This window comes from Pseudomonas sp. NCCP-436 (assembly GCF_019656335.1).
GTDB lineage: Bacteria > Pseudomonadota > Gammaproteobacteria > Pseudomonadales > Pseudomonadaceae > Aquipseudomonas.
In genome coordinates, this window is the sequence record NZ_BPLZ01000018.1 from 1 (window position 1) to 22650 (window position 22650).

Below are 22650 nucleotides of genomic sequence, written 5' to 3' on the forward strand. Positions count from 1 at the left end.
TGCGCTCCGGCTCCTGCGCGGTGAAGTCGCGCTCCAGCAGGTTTTTCACGCCTGCTGGACGGCTACTGGCGACTCTTCCAAAGCCACGTCTCTTACGGCGAGGCCAGCCTTGAATGCGCTCGGCCGCCATCAGGCGAGCAACGCGGTTCAGGCTGACGGTTTCGCCCTCGTCGAGAAGATCCTCGTGCATCCGGGGCGCTCCGATCACGCCACGGCTGTCCTCGTGAATCTCCCGAATGCGCCTCACCAGGCGCGCATTTTCTTGAGCCCGCAGGCTTGGTTCGCGATCCTGCCAGGCGTAATAGCCACTAGCAGAAACCTTCAGGCAGTTAGCATGGTCGGGTTGGGTTTCCTCTCAAAAATACCATGCTCAAAAAGCCGCGAATTTCCTATAAAAAATCCATACAGAACAATGCGTTATATAAACTCAATACCATGAACACACCATCAGAGGCGGCATGGTATCGAGTGCCGAACATGGCATCAGGTTCAAATCGTACCATCTACCATGCCATAGAAATGAGGTGCTTGGCGATGCGAAAATTTGCCAGACAGTACCAAGCCAAGAATGAAAAAAGCCCGCAATTACGCGGGCTTAGAGGTATTTTAATGCTCTTTGGTGCCGGTCTATGCCGGACGCGGGATCATTCCCACTCAATAGTTGCCGGCGGCTTGCTCGACACGTCGTAGGTGACGCGGGAGATGCCTTCGATCTCGTTGATGATGCGACCGCTGACGGTTTCCAGCAGCTCGTAGGGCAGGTGCGCCCAGCGGGCGGTCATGAAGTCTACGGTTTCCACCGCGCGCAGGGCGACGACCCAGGCGTAGCGGCGACCGTCACCGACCACTCCGACAGATTTCACCGGCTGGAACACTACGAATGCCTGGCTGGTCTTGTGGTACCAGTCGGCCTTGCGCAGTTCTTCGATGAAGATGTGGTCGGCACGGCGCAGCAGATCCGCGTATTCCTTCTTCACCTCGCCGAGGATGCGTACACCGAGGCCCGGGCCCGGGAATGGATGGCGGTAGACCATGTCATAGGGCAGTCCCAGTTCCAGACCGATCTTGCGCACTTCGTCCTTGAACAGCTCGCGCAGCGGCTCGATCAGTTTCAGGTTCATCTGCTCCGGCAGACCGCCGACGTTGTGGTGGCTCTTGATCACGTGGGCCTTGCCGCTCTTGGCGCCGGCCGACTCGATCACGTCCGGGTAGATGGTGCCCTGAGCGAGGAACTGGATGTTGTCCAGTTTGTTGGCTTCGGCATCGAAAACGTCGATAAAGGTACGGCCGATGATCTTGCGCTTCTTCTCCGGGTCAGTCTCGCCGGCCAGATTGTCGAGGAACTGTTGCTCGGCGTTGACGCGAATTACTTTGACGCCCATGTTCTCGGCGAACATGGCCATGACCTGGTCGCCTTCGTTCAGGCGCAGCAGGCCGTTGTCGACGAATACGCAGGTCAGTTGCTCACCGATGGCCTTGTGCAGCAGCGCTGCCACCACCGAGGAGTCCACGCCGCCGGACAGCCCCAGCAACACGTTGGCGTCGCCAACCTGGGCTCGGATCGCGGCTACCGCGTCCTCGACGATGTTGGCCGGAGTCCACAGGGCTTCACAACCGGCGATTTCCAGCACGAAGCGCGACAGGATACGGCCGCCCTGCTTGGTGTGGGTCACTTCCGGGTGGAACTGCACGCCGTAGTAGCGGCGGCAGTCATCACTCATGGCGGCGATCGGACAGCTCGGGGTGCTGGCCAGGATACTGAAACCTTCCGGCAGGCGGGTCACCTTGTCGCCGTGGCTCATCCACACGTCCAGGCCCAGCAGACCATCGGCGTCCACGTGATCCTCAATGCCATCGAGCAGTTGGCTTTTGCCGACCACGTCGACCCGGGCATAGCCAAATTCACGCAGATCCGAGCCTTCCACCTTACCGCCGAGTTGCTCGGCCATGGTTTGCATGCCGTAGCAGATACCCAGCACCGGCACACCGAGGTCGAACACTGCCTGCGGCGCACGTGGACTGCCCGATTCATGTACCGACTCCGGACCGCCGGCGAGAATGATGCCGCGCGGGGCGAAGGCGCGGATGTCCTCGTCGCTCATGTCCCAGGGGTGCAGTTCGCAGTAAACGCCGATCTCGCGCACGCGCCGGGCAATCAGTTGGGTGTACTGGGAACCGAAGTCCAGAATCAGGATTCGGTGAGCGTGAATGTCGTGGGCCATGGCCGTCTCTCGTAGGTATTCACAAATGACACGGGGCTGATCGAACAGCCCCGTAATTCACAACATGGCGTCGAATCAACCGACCCTGTAGTTCGGCGCTTCCTTGGTAATCTGCACGTCATGGACGTGCGACTCTGCCATGCCAGCGCCGGTGATGCGGACGAACTGTGGCTTGGTGCGCATTTGCTCGATGGTGGCACAACCGGTGTAACCCATGGAGGCGCGCAGGCCACCCATCAACTGGTGGACGATGGCGCTCATCGCGCCCTTGTATGGCACACGGCCTTCGATGCCCTCAGGTACCAGTTTTTCGGCACCAGCCGAGGAATCCTGGAAGTAGCGGTCGGAGGAGCCCTGCGCCTGGGCCATGGCGCCCAGCGAGCCCATACCGCGGTAGGCCTTGTAGGAACGGCCCTGGAACAGCTCGACTTCGCCCGGGGCCTCTTCGGTACCGGCCAGCATGGAGCCGATCATCACGGCCGAGGCTCCGGCAACGATGGCCTTGGACAGATCACCGGAGAAGCGGATGCCGCCATCAGCGATCAGCGGTACATCGGTGCCTGCCAGAGCCGCAGCGACATTGGCCACAGCACTGATCTGCGGTACGCCGACACCAGCGACGATGCGGGTGGTGCAGATCGAGCCGGGGCCGATACCGACCTTGACGCCGTCGGCGCCGGCTTCTGCCAGAGCCAGAGCGGCCTCACCGGTAGCGATGTTGCCACCGATCACCTGCACCTCGGGGAAGTTCTGCTTGACCCAGCGCACGCGCTCGATCACGCCCTTGGAATGACCGTGGGCGGTGTCGACGATGATCACGTCAACGCCGGCAGCCACCAATGCTGCTACACGGTCACCCGTATCAGCGCCGGTGCCGACCGCAGCGCCAACGCGCAGCTGGCCATCGGCATCCTTGCTGGCCAGCGGATAGGCCTTGGCTTTTTCGATGTCGTTGACGGTCATCATGCCCTTGAGGCGGTACTGGTCGTCGACGATCAGCACACGCTCGATGCGGTGCTTGTGCAGCAGCTTGCGCACGATGTCCTTGTCTTCGCCTTCCTTGACGGTGACCAGGCGCTCCTTCGGGGTCATGACATCACGCACCTTGGCATCCATACGGCTTTCGAAGCGCACGTCACGCGAGGTGATGATGCCTACCAGATCGCCGTGGTGCAGCACCGGCACACCGGAAATATTGTGCTGGTGGGTCAGCTCGAAAAGGTCGCGCAGGGTGGCATCGGCCTCGATGGTGATTGGATCCTTCACCACGCCGGACTCAAAGCGCTTGACCTTGCGCACTTCGGCAGCCTGCTGCTCGATGGTCATGTTCTTGTGGATTATGCCGATGCCGCCTTCCTGGGCCATGGCAATGGCCAGGCGTGCTTCGGTCACGGTGTCCATCGCGGCGGACACGAGTGGTATATTCAGTTCGATGCCACGAGTCAGGCGGGTCTTGAGGCTGACGTCCTTGGGCAGAACCTCGGAGTAACCGGGAATGAGCAGGACGTCGTCGAAAGTGAGTGCTTCTTGGCTGATGCGCAGCATAGCGGGCTCCCGAGCGGGAAAATAAGAAGCGCGGCATTATATCGACTTGGCGCGTTTCACTCAACGCAATTGCAGTCGTCGGCCAGCATTCTCCTGCCAACCTGGCGCCATCAAGAACCGGGCTATAGCGGCTGTTCGATCACCACCTGGCGCACGGCAAAACCCAGTCGTTCGGCGAAGGCTTCAACGAAGGCCGGACGCAAGCCGGCCTCAACCCAGCCGTTGAAGATGAAGCCCAGATTGGAAAAGCCGCAGGGCTGGAGAAACAGAAAGCCGTTGATATCGTCCTCGAAGCCGCACTCCGGGCAGCAGAACACATCTGTCTCCCCCGGAAACCATTCCTCCAGGCTGGCAAACAGCGGCACGCCGATTTCCTGACGGCATTCGGGACAGCCCGCTTCCTCGAGAAAGTCGCCCGTAGGTACATAGATGCAACGCCCAGAGATCACTTCCAGACCGTTGTAGCGCTGCCCGTAGGGCAGTAGATCAGGACGTTCGGCGATACGCCGGGCAGCGGGGCCGATGGCATAAGCCATGCCCCGGCCGCCAAAGCCACAGGTGGTGGGCAGCGCTTCGACAATCTGCTGACGCACCAGCCAGGCCAGCAGCGACTGGGCCTTGCTTTCATGGGCAGGCACGGTGGAAATCTGCGGAACGAGGATCAACTGGGAAGGCATAGTGGGGCCGTTACTTGGCAAAGCCGGCAGCATAGAGCCTGCCGCCGGCAAATCAAGCCTGCCAGAGCTCAGCCGAGAGTTACCGGCAACGCCTGCCGCCGCGTCATGATGCGCTCGCGAACCAGGTCGTAAAGCCAGTTGAACCCTATCGTATAAGGCAGGAAGAACAGGATCAGGCCAATATCCAGCAGCAGCGCCTCCCACAGACCTACCGACAGCCACCAGGCCGCCAGCGGCACTACGGCCAGAATCAACCCCGCCTCGAACAGCAGCGCATGTGCTATGCGCACCAGCAGACCGCGCTCAAAGCCCATACGCGCCTGAGCACGGTCAAACAGATAGTTGAAGAGCATGTTCCACAGCATGGCGATGGTCGAGAACATCAGCGCCAATACTCCCAGGTGAAAAACCGGCTTGTCCAGGAACAGCAACATGCCGGGCACGATAATGGCGATAGCCAGCGACTCAAAGGCCAGCGCATGGCCGATGCGTTCGATAAGTGAGCGCTCGATGGCGGTTTTCATTACACAACCTCATGTAGACATTTGATCTGAGCGCCATGATCATCGATTAAAAGGTTAGAAACCAATTAACAGCCATCGGCCAAATCGATATGAATATTTCTCCTGAAGCTCTGCTTGCCTTTACTCATGCAGCCCATTGCGGTTCTTTCAGCGCGGCGGCCAGACGCCTGGGCAAACGCCAGTCGACCGTCAGCGAGACGGTTGCCCGCCTTGAACTGGATCTGGGTGTCGAGCTGTTCGTTCGCGGCGCCCGGCAACTGCAGCTAACCGAGGCCGGAAGCAGCCTGCTGAGTCGCGCCGAAGCCGTGCTCGAGGCCAGCGATCGGCTGGTGCGCCATGCCGTGCAACTGGCGCAAGGCCATGAAGCGAGCCTGACCCTGGCATTTTCCGACAGCTACCAGTCGCACCAGTACGAAGCCTGCTTCGCCGAGCTGGATCGGCGCTTTCCCGAACTGAATTTCGAGTGCGTGATTGCCGAGCATGCGGACATTCTCGATCTACTCGACCAAGGCCGTGTGCAACTGGGCCTGACAGCCGCGCAGGCCAGCTATCCGGCGCATCTGGCCCACCGGCCGCTGCCCGGATTCGGCGAATTCGCTCTCTTTGCCGCCAGGCAGCATCCGCTGGCAAACCTCACGGTTGTGCGTCACGAGGATCTTGCCGAACACCGCGCGTTGCGCCTGAGCAGCGTCAGCCGCAATGCCCTGCCCGACGACCTGCTGCCGAATACCAGCGGACGCTGCTGGTCGGCTCCGGACTATCTAATGCTGCTGGAGATGGCCGAACTGGGCTATGGCTGGACGGCACTGCCCCGCCACCTGGTTCAGAATTACGGGCGCCAGCGCCTGGTGGAGCTGCAACTGCCGGGCTGGCCGCGGCGCGTGCAGGTCGATGCACTCTGGTCGCGGCAACGGCCGTTGGGGCCTATTGCCGCCTGGTTGCTGGAACACCTGAGCGAACACGGCAGTCGCCCTGCCTGGACATAGGCCCTATCATGCGCGGCATGTACGACGATCCCTTCAAGCGCCTGAACCTCGACTGCGAGGTACTCAGCGTCAGCCAGCTCAACAACCGCGCTCGCCTGCTGCTGGAGGACGTGTTCTCCAGTATCTGGGTGGAAGGCGAAATCTCCAATCTGGCCCGCCCTGCTTCCGGGCATGTCTACTTTACTCTCAAGGACAGCCAGGCTCAGGTGCGCTGCGCCCTGTTCCGCCAGAATGCTGCGCGTGTTCGCCAAGTACTGCGCGACGGCCTGGCCGTGAAAGTACGCGGCAAGGTCTCGCTGTTCGAGGGGCGTGGCGACTACCAACTGATCCTCGATACGCTTGAGCCAGCCGGCGATGGCGCCCTGCGCCTGGCCTTCGAAGCACTGAAGGAAAAACTCGGCGCCGAAGGCCTGTTCGCCGCCGAGCGCAAGCGCCCGCTGCCACGTCATCCGCAGCGCATCGGCATCGTTACCTCGCCCACCGGAGCGGTAATCCGCGACATCATCAGCGTATTCCGCCGCCGTGCGCCGCAGGTGGAGCTGAACCTGATCCCCACCGCTGTGCAGGGGAATGAGGCCATTGCCCAGATCGTCCGAGCCCTGCAGCTGGCCGACGCACGCGGCTTCGACGCGCTGATCCTGGCCCGTGGCGGTGGCTCGCTGGAAGATCTCTGGTGCTTCAACGAGGAAGCCGTAGCCCGTGCCGTGGCAGCCTGCAGCACGCCCATCATCAGCGCGGTTGGCCACGAGACCGACATATCGATCAGCGACTTTGTTGCCGACGTACGCGCTCCGACTCCATCGGCCGCCGCAGAGCTGCTGGCACCGGATAGCGGCGAACTGCTACAGCGCCTGCATACCCTGCAGCGCCGTCTGATGTTGCAGATGCAGGGCCGCCTGGCACGCGAGCATCTGCGTCTGGAAGGCATCAGCCGGCGCCTGCGTCACCCCGGCGAGCGTCTGCGCCAGCAGGCGCAGCGCCTCGACGAACTGGACATGCGCCTGCGCCGCGCAGCCCGCCTGCGGTTGCAGCAGCAGCACGAACGCCTGGCACGCCTCGACACCCGCCTGGCAGCTCAGCACCCTGGTCGCACCCTGCACCTGCTGCGTCAGCGCCTCGATAGCCTGGCCGAGCGCCTGCCCCGGGCAATCCAGGGACAGTTGCGCAGCCAGCACCAGCAACTGGGCGCACTGGCGGCACAACTGCAAATCGTCAGTCCACTGGCTACCCTTGGCCGGGGCTACAGCATCCTGCTCGACGAACGTGGCCAGGCCTTGCGCAGCGCCGCCCAGACCGAACCGGGCCAGCGACTGAAGGCACGCCTGAGCGAAGGTGTGCTGGATGTGCGGGTCGAAGACAACCATCTGCAACCGGCGACCCTGTCGCTGCTGGACTGAAAAACGATGCCCAAGTCTAACCGTAGTCATCTGTTCACCGGCCTGCTGGCCCTGCTCCTCAGTCTTCCGGTTCACGCCGAAGGCTTCATCACCCGCCTGCTGAACAAACCGGTGCCAGGCGGCGTGGCAGTGATCGATCTGGGCAATCCACAACAGCCGCCCAAGGTTCGCTACCAGGGCAAACCGGTGCTCACTGTGCATGAGGATGGTCAGCGCTGGATCGCCATCGTCGGCCTTGCGCTAAGCGTAAAACCTGGCCGCCAACAGATCGAACTGGACGACGGCCGCACACTGCCCTTCGAGGTTGGTACCCGGCATTACGCCGAGCAACGCATCACCCTGAAGAACCAGCAGCAGGTCACGCCCAATGCCGATAACCTCAAGCGCATCGAACGTGAGCTGGCCGAGCAGACCCGCGCCTACCAGCGCTTCAGCGCCCGCCAGCCGAGCAATCTGTTGTTCGAAAAGCCGGTCAACGGGCCACTGTCCAGTCCCTTCGGCTTGCGTCGTTTCTTCAACGGTGAAGAACGCAACCCGCACTCCGGGCTGGATTTCGCCGCCAATCGCGGTACTCCGATCAAGGCGCCGGCCGCCGGCGAGGTGATCCTGGTCGGTGACTACTTTTTCAACGGCAAGACAGTGTTCCTGGATCACGGTCAGGGGCTGATCAGCATGTTCTGCCATCTCTCGGAGATTGATGTGAAACCGGGCCAGCAGATTCCCCGCGGTGGTCACATCGGCAAGGTCGGCGCCACCGGCCGCGCCACCGGGCCACATCTACACTGGAACGTCAGCCTCAACGACGCCCGCGTCGACCCGTCGATCTTTATCGGCGCCTTCAAGCCCTGAATCAGCGATATTTGGGCGCAGACGGCAACTTTGCTAAGGTCTGCCGCTCTGAAAGCGGGGAAGCCCGCCTTCCCTAACGCTTAAATCAATTCCGTTGCGGAGTCGGAAATGCCGAACGAGCTCACCCATTGGACGAACTGGCTGAACGAACAGCCGGAACTGCTCACCTTTAGCGCCAGCCTGGCGCTGATCATTGCCGCCTGGCTGTCGAACTGGATCGTCAAGCGCATCCTGGTACGTGCCATCTACCGCCTGGTTGGCGCCACCACTCTGGGGCGTCACGGCCAGATCAAGGAAAGCGGCATTATCAAACGCCTGTCCAATATCGTCCCGGCACTGGTGCTGTCGGCTGGCGTGATGCTGGTGCCGGGCATGCCGAAAACAGTGGTCACTATCACCCACAATGTCTGCAGCGCCTTCATCATCCTGACCATCGCGCTGGCTATCGGCGCCCTGCTGGACATCCTCAACACGCTCTACCAGCGTCGCCAGAATGCCCATCTCAAGCCCATCAAGGGCTACCTGCAGGTGGTCAAGATCGCCCTGTTCGCCATTGCTGCGATCCTCATGGTGGCTACTCTGATCGACCGCTCGCCGCTGATCCTGCTGTCCGGCCTCGGTGCCATGGCTGCGGTGCTGATGCTGATCTTCCAGGACACCCTGCTGTCGCTGGTAGCCAGCGTGCAGATTTCCTCCAGCGACATCATCCGCGTCGGTGACTGGGTGGAAATGCCGCAACTCAATGCCGATGGCGACGTGATCGACATCGCCCTGCACACGGTCAAGGTGCAGAACTGGGACAAGACCATCACCACCATCCCGACCAAACGCTTCATCACCGACCCGTTCAAGAACTGGCGCGGAATGCAGGAATCCGGTGGCCGGCGGATCAAGCGTGCGCTGTATCTGGATCAAACCAGCGTACATTTCCTCTGTGACGAGGAAATCGCCCGCCTGCGCCGTTTCATGCTGCTCGACGACTACCTCGACCGTAAGGATCAGGAGCTGCGAGACTGGAATGCCCGGCTGGCCGAGCACGGCAAGGAGCCGGTCAATACCCGACGCATCACCAACATCGGCAGCTTCCGTGCCTATGTCGAGCATTACCTGCGCAACAGTCCCAACATCCATCAAGACATGACGCTACTGGTACGCCAGCTCAGCCCAACGGCTGACGGCCTGCCGCTGGAGATCTATTGCTTCACCAACACCGTGGCGTGGAATGCCTACGAAAGCATCCAGTCAGACATCTTCGACCACCTGCTCGCTATCCTTCCGGAATTTGGCCTGCGCGTGTTCCAGCACCCGAGCGGTGCCGATATGCGCGAACTACGCCTGCCTGTCGCCGAGTCGCACTGAAGCCCTGCCTGCCGCAGCCCGAGCCGGGCTGCGGCGCGGAGGTTGCTGTGCCTCCAGCAATAAATCGTAAAAAACCTCGCCCCCAGAGCAAACTCTCGCCAAGTTAACGCTTTATACGCAATTAACACGCGTTTTTTGCAAGCGTATTGCCATCTTTAACCCTGGTAAGTAGGGTTGTCAGCATGCACACGCCTCATTCCCTCCTGTTACGGCAACACAGTTGCCTGCAACTGGTTGCCCAGCGACTGCGTAGCTGATCGCCACGCCTCTCGCTCGTTAGCCTGATCGCCAGCGCCACAAGCCTGGCAGTACAAAGGACACATAGATCATGACCATGCTCAAAGACCCGTCGAAGAAATACCGCCCCTTTACCCCAATCCAGCTCCCGGATCGCACCTGGCCGGACAAAATCATCGACAAGGCGCCAATCTGGCTGTCGACCGACCTGCGCGATGGCAACCAGTCGCTGATCGAGCCGATGGATGCCGAGAAGAAAATGCGCTTCTTCAAGTGTCTGGTGGCAGTGGGTCTGAAAGAAATCGAAGTGGGCTTTCCGTCTGCCTCGCAGACCGACTTCGACTTCGTCCGCGAGCTGATCGAGGGCGGTCACATTCCGGATGACGTGACCATTCAGGTGCTGACCCAGGCCCGCGACGACCTGATCGAACGTACCTTTGAATCGCTCAAAGGCGCCAAGAAGGCCATCGTCCACTACTACAACGCCTGCGCCCCGGCCTTTCGCAAGATCGTCTTCAACCAGGACAAGGCTGGCGTGAAAGCCATTGCCGTGGCCGCCGGCAAGACCATTAAGCGCCTCGCTGAAGCAGCGCAGGAAACCCAGTGGGGGTTCGAGTACTCGCCTGAAGTATTCAGCAGCACCGAGACCGACTTCGCCGTCGAAGTGTGCAACGCGGTGATCGACGTGTTCCAGCCGACCCCGGCCAACAAGTTGATCCTCAATCTGCCGGCCACTATCGAGTGCGCCACGCCGAACAACTATGCCGACCAGGTGGAATGGTTCGGTCGCCACATCAACAAGCGCGACAGCGTGCTGATCAGCGTGCACACCCACAACGACCGAGGCACTGGCGTGGCCGCTTCCGAGCTGGCTGTGATGGCCGGTGCCGACCGCGTGGAAGGCTGCCTGTTCGGTAACGGCGAGAGGACCGGCAACGTCTGCCTGGTGACTCTGGCCTTGAACCTCTACACCCAGGGTGTGGATCCGCAGCTGGACTTCTCCGACATCGATGCGGTGCGCAAAGTTGTTGAAGAGTGCAACCAGATTCCGGTCCATCCGCGCCATCCGTATGTCGGTGATCTGGTCCACACCGCCTTCTCCGGCTCGCACCAGGACGCCATCCGCAAGGGCTTCGCCCAGCAGAAGCCGGACGCGATCTGGGAAGTGCCGTACCTGCCAATCGACCCGGCCGATATCGGCCGCGACTACGAAGCGGTAATTCGCGTCAACAGCCAGTCCGGCAAGGGGGGCATCACCTTCCTGCTGGAGCAGGAATACGGCATCAGCCTGCCACGCCGCATGCAGATCGAGTTCAGCCAGGTAGTACAGCGTGAAACCGATCGTCTCGGCCTGGAAATGACCGCACAGCAGATCTATGCCCTGCTTGAGAGCGAGTACCTGCAGGCCGACGCGCCCTACGCGCTGAAAAGCCATCGCCTCCAGGAAGAGAACGGCACCAGTGCCGTTGATGTGGAAGTAGTTGAAAACGGCGAGAACCGCCACTGGCGCGGCATCGGCAAGGGGCCGCTGGAGGCGCTGGCAGCGGCTCTGCCGGTTTCGGTCGAGGTGATGGACTACAGCGAGCATGCCATCGGCGCCGGTACCAATGCCAAGGCAGCAGCCTACATTGAGCTGCGTGTCAACGGCGGCCGCGCTCTGCACGGTATCGGCATTGACGAGAACCTGACCACGGCCAGTTTCCGCGCTCTCTTCAGTGCCCTGAACCGCGCCCTGAGCCAGGCCGATTCGCAAGCAGCCTGATCCTCTTCCGCAAGGACACAGTAAAACGCCGGGCAATGCCCGGCGTTTTACTGTTCGGATTAGTCTGCGGTTTTGCGATCAACGCCCGCCGCTGTCACCCTGACAGTTGCCAGAGACGCCTGGCGGATCAGCTCAGGGTAAAGGCATCCGCATCCAGGTGCGCCGGGAAACGCTCACGATAGGCATACAGCGCTTCACTCGAAAGACGGACACGGAACACCCCGTCGCCCTCACCTGTTGCCAGCAGCGTGTCACCCTGGAAATCCAGCACCTGGGAGTCGCCGGTATAGGCATGCCCATTGGGATCTTCGCCAACCCGGTTCACCCCGGCGACATAGCACAGGTTCTCAATGGCACGTGCCGGCAATAGCCGGTTCCAGTGGTTACGTCGCAGTGCCGGCCAGTTCGCGGTATAGATCAGTAGATCGGTATCGCCGGTATTGCGCGCCCACACCGGGAAACGCAGGTCGTAACAGATCAGCGGACGCACATGCCAGCCCTTGAGCTCCAGTACCACACGCTGCTCACCGGCACTGTAATGCTGGTGCTCACCGGCCATGCGGAACAGGTGACGCTTGTCGTAATACGCCAGGGAGCCGTCCGGACGCGCCCAGAGAAAACGGTTGCGGTAGCTGCCGTCTGCCGCCTGGATGATCAGGCTGCCACCGATAACCGCACCAACTGCCTGCGCCTGCTCCTTCATCCAGAGCGTCATGGGGCCGTCTTCAGGCTCAGCGAGCACGGCAGACTCCATGGAAAAACCGGTGGAGAACATCTCCGGCAGTAGCACCAGATCGGCGCCATGGGCCTGCTCCAGCAGCGTCTGAAAATGCTTGCGGTTGGCCGCAGGGTCCTGCCAGGCCAGAGTGGTCTGGATCAGCGCCAGTTCGAGATCGGGTCTGTCATTCATCACACATTACTCGCCATGGAATAGGGAGGTGGGCGAGCACCTCCTTCGTTCGGGGTAAATCCGTTGCAGCGCTATACGGCGCTGAGCTTTTCGGCGGCCTCACGCAGGGTTTGCTCGCGCTTGGCGAAGCAGAAGCGCACCAGACGCATATCCCTGGGTGCCGACTGGTAGAACACTGATACTGGTATGGCCGCCACGCCATGCTCGCGGGTCAGCCATTCGGCCATGGCCACGTCGTCCAGGTCCGGACGGATTGCCGAATAGTCGGCCAGTTGGAAATAGGTACCGGGCGTGCGCTTGAAGCGGAAACGCGAGCCGGCCAACAGGTCGCAGAACAGATCGCGCTTGACCTGGTAGAAGGCCGGCAGTTCCTCGACATGCTCCGGATGCGCCGCCATGTACTCGGCCAGCCCATGTTGCATGGGTGTCACACCGCAGAAGTTGACGTACTGGTGGATCTTGCGCAGCTCGGCGCTCAGCGCCGGCGGCGCTACCACATAACCGGTCTTCCAGCCGGTAACGTGGTAGGTCTTGCCAAAAGAGCTGACCACAAAGGCGCGTGCGTACAGCTCCTCGTGAGCCAGCACACTGGCGTGCTGCACGCCGTCGTAGATCAGATGCTCATAGACCTCGTCGCTGATCAGGTAAATCTCACGGTCGCGGATCAACCCTGCCAACTTGTCCAGGTCAGTACGCGAGAGCAGCGCGCCGCTGGGGTTGTGTGGGGAATTGAGGAAGATTGCCCGAGTACGTGGGCCGATGGCATCGGCCAGGCGCTGCCAGTCCACGGCAAAATCCGGCAGCGCCAGTGGCACATGCACGCAGCGTCCACCGGCCAGTTCCACCGACGGCTCGTAGCTGTCGTAACAGGGATCAAGGACGATGGCCTCATCGCCCGGGCGGATCACCGCCTGCACCGCGCAGAAAATCGCTTCGGTGGCTCCCGGGGTAATGGTGATCTCGCTGTCGGCATCGCGCTGCACGCCATAGCAGCGCAGCAGCTTGGCTGACACCTGCTGACGCAGCGCCGGCAGCCCGGTCATCGGCGAGTACTGGTTGCGACCTTCCATTACGTTGCGGGCCACCGCCTCGCGAAGGGCCTGAGGCCCGTCGAAATCGGGGAAGCCCTGGGAAAGGTTGAGCGCACCGACATCTGCGGCGAGCTGGGACATGCGGGTGAAGATGGTGGTACCGACGTTGGGCAGTTTGCTGGCGAGCATTGCGACTTCCTGCTGGGTCTTGAGCAAGCCGCGAGCATAGCCCAGGGCCGGCGCCAAGGGCAGTCATCCGGCTTATGAAAAGCCGGAACTTGCTTATACCGCCCTGGCGCGAGCTGCCCGGTTTAGCGACGCTTGTCCTTGCGCTTTTTCTCGGCCTTCTTGTGATGGCTCATCAAGCGCCGCTTCTTGTTCACCTGACGTTCGGTGAGCTTGTTCTTCTTGCCCTCATAAGGGTTCTCCCCCCCCTTGTACTCAATGCGGATCGGCGTCCCCACCAGCTTCAGCACACGCCGGTAGGTGTTCTCCAGATAACGGGTGTAGGCTCTCGGCACTTCGTCCACCTGGTTGCCGTGGATCACGATCAAGGGCGGGTTGGCACCGCCCAGGTGGGCATAGCGCAGCTTGATGCGACGGCCGTTGACCAGTGGCGGGGCGTGGTCGCTCACCGCGTCCTCAAGAATTTGCGTCAGGCGGCTGGTAGGCCAGCGGGTAATGGCCGAGTGGAAGGCAGCCTGTACCGACTTGTACAGATGACCGACACCGGTACCGTGCAACGCGGAAATGAAGTGGATGTCAGCGAAATCGACGAAGAACAGCCGGCGCTCCAGCTCGGTCTTCACGTAATCCTTCTGCCCCTGATCCATGCCGTCCCACTTGTTCAGCGCGATCACCAGAGCGCGTCCGCTTTCCAGCACGAAGCCCAGCAGGTTCAGGTCATGGTCGACCACCCCTTCGCGGGCGTCCATGACGAACACCACCACGTTGGAATCCTGGATTGCCTGCAGCGTCTTGACGACCGAGAATTTCTCCACCGCCTCGAAGATCTTGCCGCGACGGCGCACGCCAGCGGTGTCGATCAGGGTGTACTTCTCACCGTCACGCTCGAAGGGGATGTAAATACTGTCACGGGTGGTGCCGGCCTGATCGAATACCACCACGCGCTCCTCGCCGAGCATGCGGTTTACCAGGGTGGACTTGCCCACATTGGGGCGCCCGATAATGGCCAGCTTGATGCCGTCCTTCTCGCTGGGCCCGGGGATACGCTTGGCTTCCTGACCCTCCTGAACCTCTTCCTCGGCTTCGCCGTCCTCCGGCTCGCCGGCATCCTTGGGGAAGATGCTCAGAACCGCTTCGAGCATCTGACTGATGCCGCGGCCATGAGCACCGGCAATGGCCAGCGGCTCACCCAGCCCCATGGGGCTGAATTCGGCACGAGCCAGGTCAACATCGAGGTTGTCGACCTTGTTCACCACCAGGAAACTGCGCTTGTTGCGACGGCGCAGGTGCTCACCGATCATCTGGTCGGAAGCCGTCATGCCGGCACGAGCGTCCACCAGGAACAACACCGCATCGGCTTCCTCGATAGCCTGCAGCGACTGCTCGGCCATCTTCGCGTCGATGCCCTCCTCGTCACCGGAGATACCACCAGTATCAATCACGATATAGGTACGCCCCTGCCACTTCGCCTCGCCGTACTGGCGATCGCGGGTCAGACCGGACAGATCACCGACGATGGCGTCGCGGCTGCGGGTCAGGCGGTTGAAGAGCGTGGACTTGCCGACATTCGGCCGGCCCACCAGGGCAATTACGGGAACCATCAGGCTCTCCACTTCGTTAATTCAGAAAATGCAAAGGCCGCTGCATGGGCAGCGGCCGGGAAACTTGAGGCTGCATCCGGGACAAAGTCCTGGATGCAGCATAGCCGGTTCACTTGATGGTCAGCGCCATCAGCTTGCCGCTATTGCCGTATACGTACAGCCAGTCGCCAACCACAAGCGGGCGTGCTCGCAGACCGCTGCTGTCGATGCGAACGCGGCCGACAAAACGACCGTCCACCTGGCTCAACAGGTGCAGATAGCCTTCCAGGTCACCTACCGCCACGTAGCTGGAGAATACCTCCGGCGCCGACAACTGACGGCGCGCAAGGGCATCGTTGCTCCACAGTGCCGAAACGCTGCGCTCGTCGATGGCCTCGACGGTGCCGCTGGCATGACTGACATAAACGTTGCCGAAGCCCTGCGCAACACCCACCGAGCTGGAAGCCTCACGCTGCCAGAGCATGCGCCCGGACTCCAGCTCCATGGCAGCGACCCGACCCTGGTAGCTGACCGCGTAGACGGTACCGCCGGAGAGCAGCAGGCCTCCATCGATGTCCACTACACGCTCCAGCTCGGAACGTCCCTGAGGAATTGCCACACGCTGCTCCCAAACCGGCAGACCGCGCTGTGCATCGACCGCAATTACCTTGCCACTGGACAGGCCGGCAACCACCAGGCGGTTGGTAACCAGCGGTGCACCCGTGCCACGCAGGGTCAGCACGGCCGGAGTGTTCTCGACAATCCAGCGCTGGTTGCCGGTGCTGGCGTCGAATGCGATCAGACGGTCGTCCTGGGTTTGTACCACGACGATATCGCCGTTGCTGGCGGGCGCGGCCAGGACTTCGCTGGTCACCCGTGCGCGCCACTGCTCTTCGCCGCTAGTGGAATCCAGCGCGATCACTTCGCCCTTGAGCGTTCCCAGCAGAACCTGGCCGTAGCCGGCTGCAATGGCGCCGGAAACCGGAATATCCAGCGCCTTGCGCCAGATTACCTTCCCGCTAGTGCGATCCATGGCCACCACCAGCCCCTCGACATCGGCGGCATAGATCACCTCGCCATCGATGGCCGGCACCAGCATGTTGAAGGTTTCACCCTGCCCGTCGCCGATCGAACGGCTCCACTGGGTGCGCAGCTCCACCTCCACGTCGAACTTGGTCAGCTCCGCCGGCGGCAGTTCCTTCTTGCTATTGCTGCTGCAACCCACGGCCAGGACGGCCAGGGCCAGCAGTGCGACATTCTTCCAACGCATCACGTCACGCTTCCCCTTTTGCCAGGTCGTCCAGCTTCATCTGCAGAGCACCAACGGCAGCGTCCTCAGCCAGCGCATCCTTGGCCTTTTGATAAGCGGCATGGGCATCGTCAGTACGGCCAAGCTGAGCCAGCAGGTCGCCCTTGAGTTCCTCGCGGCTGGCCAGGAAAGCGTCGTCCACCTTGGCATCGAGCAGCTTGAGCGCATCCTCGGCCTTGTTTTGGGCTGCCAGCACACGTGCCAGGCGCTGCCGGGCCATTTCGCCCAACACGGCATCGGCCGGCTTGTCGAGAACTGTCTGCAAGGCTGTCACCGCATCCTCCAGCCGACCACCGTCGACTGCAACCTTGGCTACGAACAGACTGCCGTATTGGGCGTAATGACTGCCGCCATACTCGCTGCCGAGCTTGCCAGCCAGTTCGGCCACCTTGGCCGCATCCGGCTTGCCGGATGGATCAAGCGCCGCCTCAACCAATTGCTGGTACAACGCAGAGGCTCCGTGAGACTGATTGAGCTGGTACTTCTGCCAGCCCTGCCAGCCGAACACAACCACCAGTGCCAGCAGGCCACCTGTCAGCAACGGCTTACCGTTACGCTCCCACCACTCCTTGAGTTGCGCGATCTGTTCGTCTTCGGTCTGCATGTCTAACCCCGTACTCCTTGATTCGAGAGCCTGCTCAGCCGCGCTGGAGGCGGCCTGCCAGATGCTCGGCCAACGCATCCCAGGCAATGCTTTGTTGTTCGCTATCGTCGCGCAGCGGCTTGCAACCTACCACGCGCGCGGCCAGTTCGTCCTCCCCCAGAATCAGCGCGTAGCGCGCGCCGCTCTTGTCAGCCTTCTTGAACTGGCTCTTGAAACTGCCGCCGCCACTATTGACCAGCAGGCGCAGCCCCGGCAGTTGATCACGCAGACGCTCTGCCAGCGCCAGGGCCGCCAGCTCAGCCGCCTCGCCGAAGGCACAGACATATACCTCGGCTGCCCGGTTCAATTCGGCCGGAAGCAATTCCAAGGTTTCCAGCAGCAGCACCAGACGCTCGACGCCCATGGCAAAACCCACGCCCGGGGTCGGCTTGCCACCCAGTTGGCCGACCAGACCGTCGTAGCGGCCGCCGGCACAGACTGTACCCTGCGCACCGAGCTTGTCGGTCACCCACTCGAACACGGTGCGATTGTAATAATCCAGCCCACGCACCAGCTTGTGATTGATCTCGTAGCGGATGCCTGCGGCATCCAGGCGGGCCTTGACCCCTTCAAAGTGCTGGCGCGACTCCTCATCGAGGTAGTCGCTCAGGGTCGGCGCACCGACCAGCAGCGCCTGGGTCTGCTCGTTCTTGCTGTCGAGAATACGCAGCGGATTGGTCGTCAGACGGCGCTGGCTGTCCTCGTCAAGCTGATCGAAACGCTCCTGCAGGTAGGCCACCAGGGCGTCACGATAGGCCGCGCGCGCTTCACTGGAGCCGAGGCTGTTGAGCTGCAGGGTTACCGCATCGGCAAGGCCGAGCTGTTTCCACAGCCGCCAGGTGAGCACGATCAGTTCGGCATCGACATCCGGCCCCGGCAGGTTGAAGGCTTCCACACCTACCTGATGAAACTGGCGATAGCGGCCCTTCTGCGGTTTTTCGTAGCGGAACATCGGACCGGCATACCACAGTTTCTGCACCTGGCCGCCGCCGCTCAGGCCGTGTTCGAGCACAGCGCGCACGCAACCGGCCGTACCCTCCGGGCGCAGAGTCAGCGATTCCTCGTTGCGATCAAGGAAGGTGTACATCTCCTTGTCGACCACGTCGGTACCCTCGCCGATACCACGTGCGAACAGCTCGGTGTACTCGACGATAGGCAGGCGAATTTCCCTGTAGCCATAGCCGTCGAGCAGGCTGACCAGGGTGTTTTCCAGATAGCGCCAGGCAGGCGTCTGCTCCGGCAGGATATCGTTCATGCCACGTATGGCTTGTAGGGACTTGCTCACAAAAAATCCTTAGCAGGCCGCTGAAACTGCCTGCGTTACGGCCGTCATTTAAAACGGCCTCAAAATGCTTATCTGCAATGCCCAAACTGCGCGCTCTCGGCCGTTGTTGCCCAGCTCAGAGTTTCCATGCCGCAACACTCAACCACGCACGATCACGGCAGCATCGGCAGCGGCCTTTTCCGCCGCCTTGTCACGGATGAGTTTTTCAAGCTCATCCACCAGGTTCTCATTGGTCAGTTTCGTGGCGGGCTTGCCATCGATGTAGACCAGGTTATTCGGCGTCCCGCCAGTCAGCCCGATATGGGCCTCCTTGGCTTCACCCGGGCCGTTGACCACGCAGCCGATCACCGCCACATCCATGGGCACCAGCAGATCCTCGACACGGCTTTCCAGCTCGTTCATGGTCTTGACCACATCGAAGTTCTGCCGCGAACAGCTCGGGCAGGCAATGAAGTTGATACCGCGCGAACGCAGTCGCAGGGACTTGAGGATATCGAAGCCGACCTTGATCTCCTCTACCGGATCGGCAGCCAGGGAGATACGAATGGTGTCGCCTATACCCTCGGCCAGCAACATGCCCAGGCCGACGGCAGACTTCACGGTGCCGGAGCGCAGGCCACCGGCCTCGGTGATACCTAAATGCAGCGGCTGCTCGATCTGGGTGGCCAGCAGGCGATAGGCCTCGACAGCCATGAACACGTCCGAGGCCTTCACACTGACCTTGAAATCCGGGAAATTCAGCCGGTCAAGGTGCTCGACATGACGCAAGGCGGATTCGACCAGTGCCTGCGGAGTCGGCTCGCCATACTTTTTCTGCAGATCCTTTTCCAGCGAACCGGCATTAACCCCGATGCGGATCGGAATACCCTTATCGCGGGCGGCCTCGACCACCGCGCGAACCCGATCCTCACGCCCGATATTGCCCGGGTTGATCCGCAGGCAGTCGACGCCCAGCTCGGCCACACGCAGGGCGATCTGATAGTCGAAGTGAATATCGGCGACCAGCGGCAAGCACACTTGCTGCCTGATCCGGCCAAAAGCCTCGGCAGCCTCCATGTCCGGAACCGAAACTCGAACGATATCGGCGCCGGCGTCTTCCAGCCGACGTATCTGCGCCACGGTAGCGGCCACATCGTGGGTATCGGTATTGGTCATGCTCTGTACGCTGATGGGCGCATCACCGCCCACCGCGACCGAGCCAACCTGAATCTTGCGCGACACACGGCGCTTGATCGGCGATTCGCAATGCATGATTTACAACCCCAGTTTCAGACGTGCGGTTTCGCCTGTGGTATGCGTTGATACGTCCACTGCTTCGCCGTTGTAACTGACCTGGGCACCCCGGGCAAAACCGAGACGCAGCTCCATCGGAGCCTTGCCAGTCAGTTCGACACGATCACCCTTGCGCTTGAGCTCACTGAGCAGCACCTTGCCATTGGCATCGGTCACCTGCGTCCAGCAGTCAGCAACGTACTGGACCACCAGAATCCCCTCGCCTGCGGCCGGTTTGACCGGCTCAACCGGAGCGACAGCAGTCTGCGGGGCCTCGGCCTGCAGAGGCGTAATCTCGGCGGGCGCAGCGCTGTCGGTGATGGCCAGCTGCGCTTCCTCGCCTTCCGTCATAGTTGCGGCCTCAGCTTGCTCACCCTCGATCGGCAGCGGCAGCGCCGCATCAGGCTCATTGACCTGTGCCGCAATGACTGCCTGATCTTCCGGCTCAGCCAGAGAATGCACCTGAGTGCGGCCATCCGCGCCTTCCACCTCGACATGCTCCAGGCCCAGATCAGCCAAACCTGCGCTGTAGCCTCCCCGCTCCTGCCACCAGAGGAAACCCGCACCAATCAGCGCCAACAGCAACACGAAGCTGAACAGGCGCAGAATACTCTGGGAGTAGCGGGCTGGCTCTTCGATACGCCCCAGGCTGTGTACGTCGCTGCCCGCAGAGTCGGCACCAGTGAACTGATCGAACTCCATAACCAGGCGATTCTGATCCAGCTCCAACAGCTTGGCGTAGGCCCGTACATAACCACGGGCAAAGGTTGTGCCTGGTAACTTGTCAAAAGCACCGGCCTCGATCTGATTCAGGCGTTGTTGAGTCAGGTTGAGCTGCGCAGCCACTTCGGCAACGCTAAGCCCACGCGCTTCCCGGGCCTGGCGTAGGCTCTCGCCCGGATTGCCCGGTTTGGGCTGTACCACTTCGCTATTGGCCGCTTTCATTATTGCCCCGACATGTATTGCTGGTATTCCTGAGAGGCTGGGTACAGGCGGCGTAGTTGCAATCCGAGGCTGGCAGCCCGGTCACGATCTTCGAACACCTCCGCCAGGCGTACGCCCAGCAGCAGGCTGCGTGCATTCTGCGGTGCAAGCGCGCTGTAACCCTCGTAGTAGCTTCGCGCCGGCACATATTCACGATCCTCGAAGGAGAGGATCGCCATCTCCAGCAAAGCGCGCGGCTGATTGCTGGACAGGCGCAGCGCCCGCTGAAAATATTGCTTGGCCTGCTCTCGCTGGCCCAGTTCCAGGGCCGTGAGCCCCATGTTTTCGAACACCCGCGAACGCTCCGGATAGAGGTTGTCCTCAGCGGCCTTGAGATAGGTGTCCAGGGCATCCTGATAGCGTTTCTGCTCAAACAGGAAACCTGCGTAATTGTTCAACAGACGTGCATCCTTCGGACGCTGCGACAGCGCCTTGCGAAAATGCTGATCGGCCAGTTGCGGCTCCATCTCCATCTGGAAGGCCATGGCCAGCACGGCGTGGGCGTCGGCGCTGGCCGGATCGATCTCCAGCGCGTTCTTCAACGGCACCTTGGCGAGCTGGGTATCACCCTGCTGGATATAGGCGACGCCAAGTTCGATATAGGCATCGCGCGCCTTTTCACGTCCTTCCGCCGTACGCATGGGGTCGACATGGCCGGTGGTCACGCAACCACCGAGCAAACCGGCAACAAGCATCAACAGCGCAGGGCGCAAAGTCATGGCAATCCTCTCTTCAGTTTCGATTGGCAACAGCCAGAGGCGTTTGTGCCTCGCTGCTCAACTGGCGCACGGCAATGTAACGCTCGCTACGCCGCGTACGATCCATGACCTGTCCGACCAACTGGCCACAGGCGGCATCGATGTCGTCACCGCGGGTGGTGCGCACCGTGACGTTGTGCCCGGCCTTGTGCAACAGATCCTGGAAACGGCGGATAGCGTTATTGCTCGGTCGCTCGTACCCGGAAAAGGGGAATGGATTAAACGGAATCAGGTTGATCTTGCAAGGTACGTCAGCCAGAAGTGCGATCATCTGCTCAGCATGCTCGGGCTGATCATTGACACCCTTGAGCAGGGTGTACTCGACAGTCAGCACGCGCTTCTCGCCAAGACGGGCGACGTAGCGCTTGCAGGCAGCCAGCAGAACATCCAGCGGGTACTTCTTGTTGATCGGTACCAACTGGTTGCGCAGTTCGTCATTCGGTGCATGCAACGACAGCGCCAAGGAAACGTCGATCACCTCGCCCAGCTTGTCGATCATCGGCACCACGCCGGAGGTCGACAGGGTAACCTTGCGCTTGGAAATACCGTAGCCCAGGTCGTCCATCATGATCTGCATGGCGGCTACGACATTATCGAAATTCAGCAGCGGCTCGCCCATGCCCATCATCACCACGTTGGTGATGGCACGGTCGATCTTGGCCGGCACGGTGCCGAAGGATTTGTTGGCGATCCATACCTGGCCGATGATCTCGGCAGCGGTCAGATCGCTATTGAATCCCTGCTTGCCTGTAGAGCAGAAGCTGCAATCCAGCGCACAACCGGCCTGCGAGGACACACACAGGGTGCCACGACCGTTCTGCGGAATGTACACCGTCTCCACACAGCTACCGGATGCCACTCGCACTACCCACTTGCGTGTGCCATCGGCAGAAATATTCTCGCTGACTACTTCAGGGCCGCGAATCTCGGCACAGGCCTCGAGCTTCTCGCGCAAGGCCTTGCCGACATTGGTCATGGCGGCGAAGTCATCGACACCAAAGTGGTGAATCCACTTCATTACCTGGCCGGCACGAAAGCGCTTCTCGCCGATGGACTCGAAGAAACGCTCCATTTCCGGCTGGGTCAGGCCCAGCAGGTTGACTTTGCCGGCAGGGATAGTGGTCATGGTTTCAC

General features: G+C 61.4%; 19 protein-coding genes and 1 pseudogene. 5 read left to right on the forward strand and 15 right to left on the reverse strand.

Translation table 11 applies throughout. From position 1 onward, the window contains the following. The 5 genes and pseudogenes from NCCP436_RS15585 to NCCP436_RS15605 form a co-directional block, all read right to left on the reverse strand. A pseudogene (locus NCCP436_RS15585) lies at positions 1 to 328 on the reverse strand (IS3 family transposase); the annotation flags it as partial. A 316-nt stretch (positions 329 to 644) separates the two neighbouring features. After that, positions 645 to 2222 (reverse strand): glutamine-hydrolyzing GMP synthase, encoded by a 1578-nt coding sequence (gene guaA / locus NCCP436_RS15590; protein ID WP_220804886.1) that lies wholly within the window; start codon positions 2220 to 2222, stop codon positions 645 to 647. Between the two features lie 75 nt (positions 2223 to 2297). Beyond that, positions 2298 to 3767 (reverse strand): IMP dehydrogenase, encoded by a 1470-nt coding sequence (guaB, locus tag NCCP436_RS15595; protein WP_220804887.1) that lies wholly within the window; start codon positions 3765 to 3767, stop codon positions 2298 to 2300. Between the two features lie 122 nt (positions 3768 to 3889). Further along, positions 3890 to 4444, reverse strand: coding sequence for a sugar ABC transporter ATPase (locus NCCP436_RS15600; protein WP_220804888.1), 555 nt, complete (start codon positions 4442 to 4444; stop codon positions 3890 to 3892). 68 nt (positions 4445 to 4512) lie between these two features. Then, entirely contained in the window at positions 4513 to 4968 is a 456-nt protein-coding gene (locus tag NCCP436_RS15605) for a multidrug/biocide efflux PACE transporter (RefSeq protein ID WP_220804889.1), read from the reverse strand. 89 nt (positions 4969 to 5057) lie between these two features. On the opposite strand from NCCP436_RS15605, the gene NCCP436_RS15610 reads away from it, so the two are divergent. From NCCP436_RS15610 to leuA, 5 genes are all read left to right on the forward strand, one after another. Beyond that, positions 5058 to 5954 (forward strand): LysR family transcriptional regulator, encoded by an 897-nt coding sequence (locus NCCP436_RS15610; RefSeq protein WP_220804890.1) that lies wholly within the window; start codon positions 5058 to 5060, stop codon positions 5952 to 5954. Positions 5955 to 5971: 17 nt separating this feature from the next. Continuing rightward, the gene (xseA, locus tag NCCP436_RS15615) at positions 5972 to 7351 is read left to right on the forward strand and encodes an exodeoxyribonuclease VII large subunit (RefSeq protein WP_220804944.1); all 1380 of its coding nucleotides are present in this window, start codon (positions 5972 to 5974) and stop codon (positions 7349 to 7351) included. 6 nt (positions 7352 to 7357) lie between these two features. Continuing rightward, entirely contained in the window at positions 7358 to 8200 is an 843-nt protein-coding gene (locus NCCP436_RS15620; RefSeq protein ID WP_220804891.1) for a peptidoglycan DD-metalloendopeptidase family protein, read from the forward strand. A 108-nt stretch (positions 8201 to 8308) separates the two neighbouring features. Further along, complete coding sequence (locus tag NCCP436_RS15625; RefSeq protein ID WP_220804892.1) at positions 8309 to 9559, forward strand: mechanosensitive ion channel family protein; 1251 nt, start codon at positions 8309 to 8311, stop codon at positions 9557 to 9559. 328 nt (positions 9560 to 9887) lie between these two features. After that, complete coding sequence (gene leuA / locus NCCP436_RS15630; protein ID WP_220804893.1) at positions 9888 to 11558, forward strand: 2-isopropylmalate synthase; 1671 nt, start codon at positions 9888 to 9890, stop codon at positions 11556 to 11558. Positions 11559 to 11685: 127 nt separating this feature from the next. Here the strand turns inward: leuA and NCCP436_RS15635 are convergent, their stop codons facing one another. From NCCP436_RS15635 to rlmN, 10 genes are all read right to left on the reverse strand, one after another. Continuing rightward, positions 11686 to 12468, reverse strand: a complete 783-nt coding sequence (locus NCCP436_RS15635; RefSeq protein ID WP_220804894.1) for an amidohydrolase — start codon at positions 12466 to 12468, stop codon at positions 11686 to 11688. Positions 12469 to 12539: 71 nt separating this feature from the next. Then, positions 12540 to 13688, reverse strand: coding sequence for a pyridoxal phosphate-dependent aminotransferase (locus tag NCCP436_RS15640; RefSeq protein WP_220804945.1), 1149 nt, complete (start codon positions 13686 to 13688; stop codon positions 12540 to 12542). Positions 13689 to 13810: 122 nt separating this feature from the next. Continuing rightward, positions 13811 to 15286: a ribosome biogenesis GTPase Der gene (gene der / locus NCCP436_RS15645; protein ID WP_220804895.1), complete on the reverse strand. Its 1476-nt coding sequence runs from the start codon at positions 15284 to 15286 to the stop codon at positions 13811 to 13813. Between the two features lie 109 nt (positions 15287 to 15395). Beyond that, positions 15396 to 16535: an outer membrane protein assembly factor BamB gene (bamB, locus tag NCCP436_RS15650; RefSeq protein ID WP_220804946.1), complete on the reverse strand. Its 1140-nt coding sequence runs from the start codon at positions 16533 to 16535 to the stop codon at positions 15396 to 15398. Between the two features lie 4 nt (positions 16536 to 16539). Continuing rightward, complete coding sequence (locus NCCP436_RS15655; protein WP_220804896.1) at positions 16540 to 17178, reverse strand: tetratricopeptide repeat protein; 639 nt, start codon at positions 17176 to 17178, stop codon at positions 16540 to 16542. Between the two features lie 34 nt (positions 17179 to 17212). After that, the gene (gene hisS, locus NCCP436_RS15660; protein ID WP_220804897.1) at positions 17213 to 18502 is read right to left on the reverse strand and encodes a histidine--tRNA ligase; all 1290 of its coding nucleotides are present in this window, start codon (positions 18500 to 18502) and stop codon (positions 17213 to 17215) included. 138 nt (positions 18503 to 18640) lie between these two features. Beyond that, positions 18641 to 19753, reverse strand: coding sequence for a flavodoxin-dependent (E)-4-hydroxy-3-methylbut-2-enyl-diphosphate synthase (ispG, locus tag NCCP436_RS15665; protein ID WP_220804898.1), 1113 nt, complete (start codon positions 19751 to 19753; stop codon positions 18641 to 18643). Between the two features lie 3 nt (positions 19754 to 19756). Next, positions 19757 to 20719 carry a RodZ family helix-turn-helix domain-containing protein gene (locus tag NCCP436_RS15670; protein ID WP_220804899.1) on the reverse strand — a complete coding sequence of 321 codons (963 nt, stop codon included), beginning with the start codon at positions 20717 to 20719 and terminating at the stop codon, positions 19757 to 19759. Then, entirely contained in the window at positions 20719 to 21477 is a 759-nt protein-coding gene (pilW, locus tag NCCP436_RS15675; RefSeq protein ID WP_220804900.1) for a type IV pilus biogenesis/stability protein PilW, read from the reverse strand. Before pilW ends, NCCP436_RS15670 begins: the two co-directional genes overlap by 1 nt. 13 nt (positions 21478 to 21490) lie before the next feature. Next, on the reverse strand, positions 21491 to 22642 hold the full coding sequence (gene rlmN, locus NCCP436_RS15680) for a 23S rRNA (adenine(2503)-C(2))-methyltransferase RlmN (protein WP_220804901.1): 1152 nt from the start codon (positions 22640 to 22642) through the stop codon (positions 21491 to 21493). Between the last annotated feature and the right edge of the window lie 8 nt (positions 22643 to 22650).

Bases quoted from the DNA above. Each gene is read 5' to 3' on its own strand.
- NCCP436_RS15640 (WP_220804945.1), bottom strand. From the start codon at position 13,688: ATGCTCGCCAGCAAACTGCCCAACGTCGGTACCACCATCTTCACCCGC.
- guaA (WP_220804886.1), bottom strand. From the start codon at position 2,222: ATGGCCCACGACATTCACGCTCACCGAATCCTGATTCTGGACTTCGGT.
- pilW (WP_220804900.1), bottom strand. From the start codon at position 21,477: ATGACTTTGCGCCCTGCGCTGTTGATGCTTGTTGCCGGTTTGCTCGGT.
- NCCP436_RS15670 (WP_220804899.1), bottom strand. From the start codon at position 20,719: ATGAAAGCGGCCAATAGCGAAGTGGTACAGCCCAAACCGGGCAATCCG.
- leuA (WP_220804893.1), top strand. From the start codon at position 9,888: ATGACCATGCTCAAAGACCCGTCGAAGAAATACCGCCCCTTTACCCCA.
- NCCP436_RS15635 (WP_220804894.1), bottom strand. From the start codon at position 12,468: ATGAATGACAGACCCGATCTCGAACTGGCGCTGATCCAGACCACTCTG.
- NCCP436_RS15625 (WP_220804892.1), top strand. From the start codon at position 8,309: ATGCCGAACGAGCTCACCCATTGGACGAACTGGCTGAACGAACAGCCG.
- NCCP436_RS15605 (WP_220804889.1), bottom strand. From the start codon at position 4,968: ATGAAAACCGCCATCGAGCGCTCACTTATCGAACGCATCGGCCATGCG.
- bamB (WP_220804946.1), bottom strand. From the start codon at position 16,535: ATGCGTTGGAAGAATGTCGCACTGCTGGCCCTGGCCGTCCTGGCCGTG.
- rlmN (WP_220804901.1), bottom strand. From the start codon at position 22,642: ATGACCACTATCCCTGCCGGCAAAGTCAACCTGCTGGGCCTGACCCAG.
- ispG (WP_220804898.1), bottom strand. From the start codon at position 19,753: ATGCATTGCGAATCGCCGATCAAGCGCCGTGTGTCGCGCAAGATTCAG.
- NCCP436_RS15655 (WP_220804896.1), bottom strand. From the start codon at position 17,178: ATGCAGACCGAAGACGAACAGATCGCGCAACTCAAGGAGTGGTGGGAG.
- guaB (WP_220804887.1), bottom strand. From the start codon at position 3,767: ATGCTGCGCATCAGCCAAGAAGCACTCACTTTCGACGACGTCCTGCTC.
- NCCP436_RS15620 (WP_220804891.1), top strand. From the start codon at position 7,358: ATGCCCAAGTCTAACCGTAGTCATCTGTTCACCGGCCTGCTGGCCCTG.
- NCCP436_RS15610 (WP_220804890.1), top strand. From the start codon at position 5,058: ATGAATATTTCTCCTGAAGCTCTGCTTGCCTTTACTCATGCAGCCCAT.
- NCCP436_RS15600 (WP_220804888.1), bottom strand. From the start codon at position 4,444: ATGCCTTCCCAGTTGATCCTCGTTCCGCAGATTTCCACCGTGCCTGCC.
- der (WP_220804895.1), bottom strand. From the start codon at position 15,286: ATGGTTCCCGTAATTGCCCTGGTGGGCCGGCCGAATGTCGGCAAGTCC.
- xseA (WP_220804944.1), top strand. From the start codon at position 5,972: ATGTACGACGATCCCTTCAAGCGCCTGAACCTCGACTGCGAGGTACTC.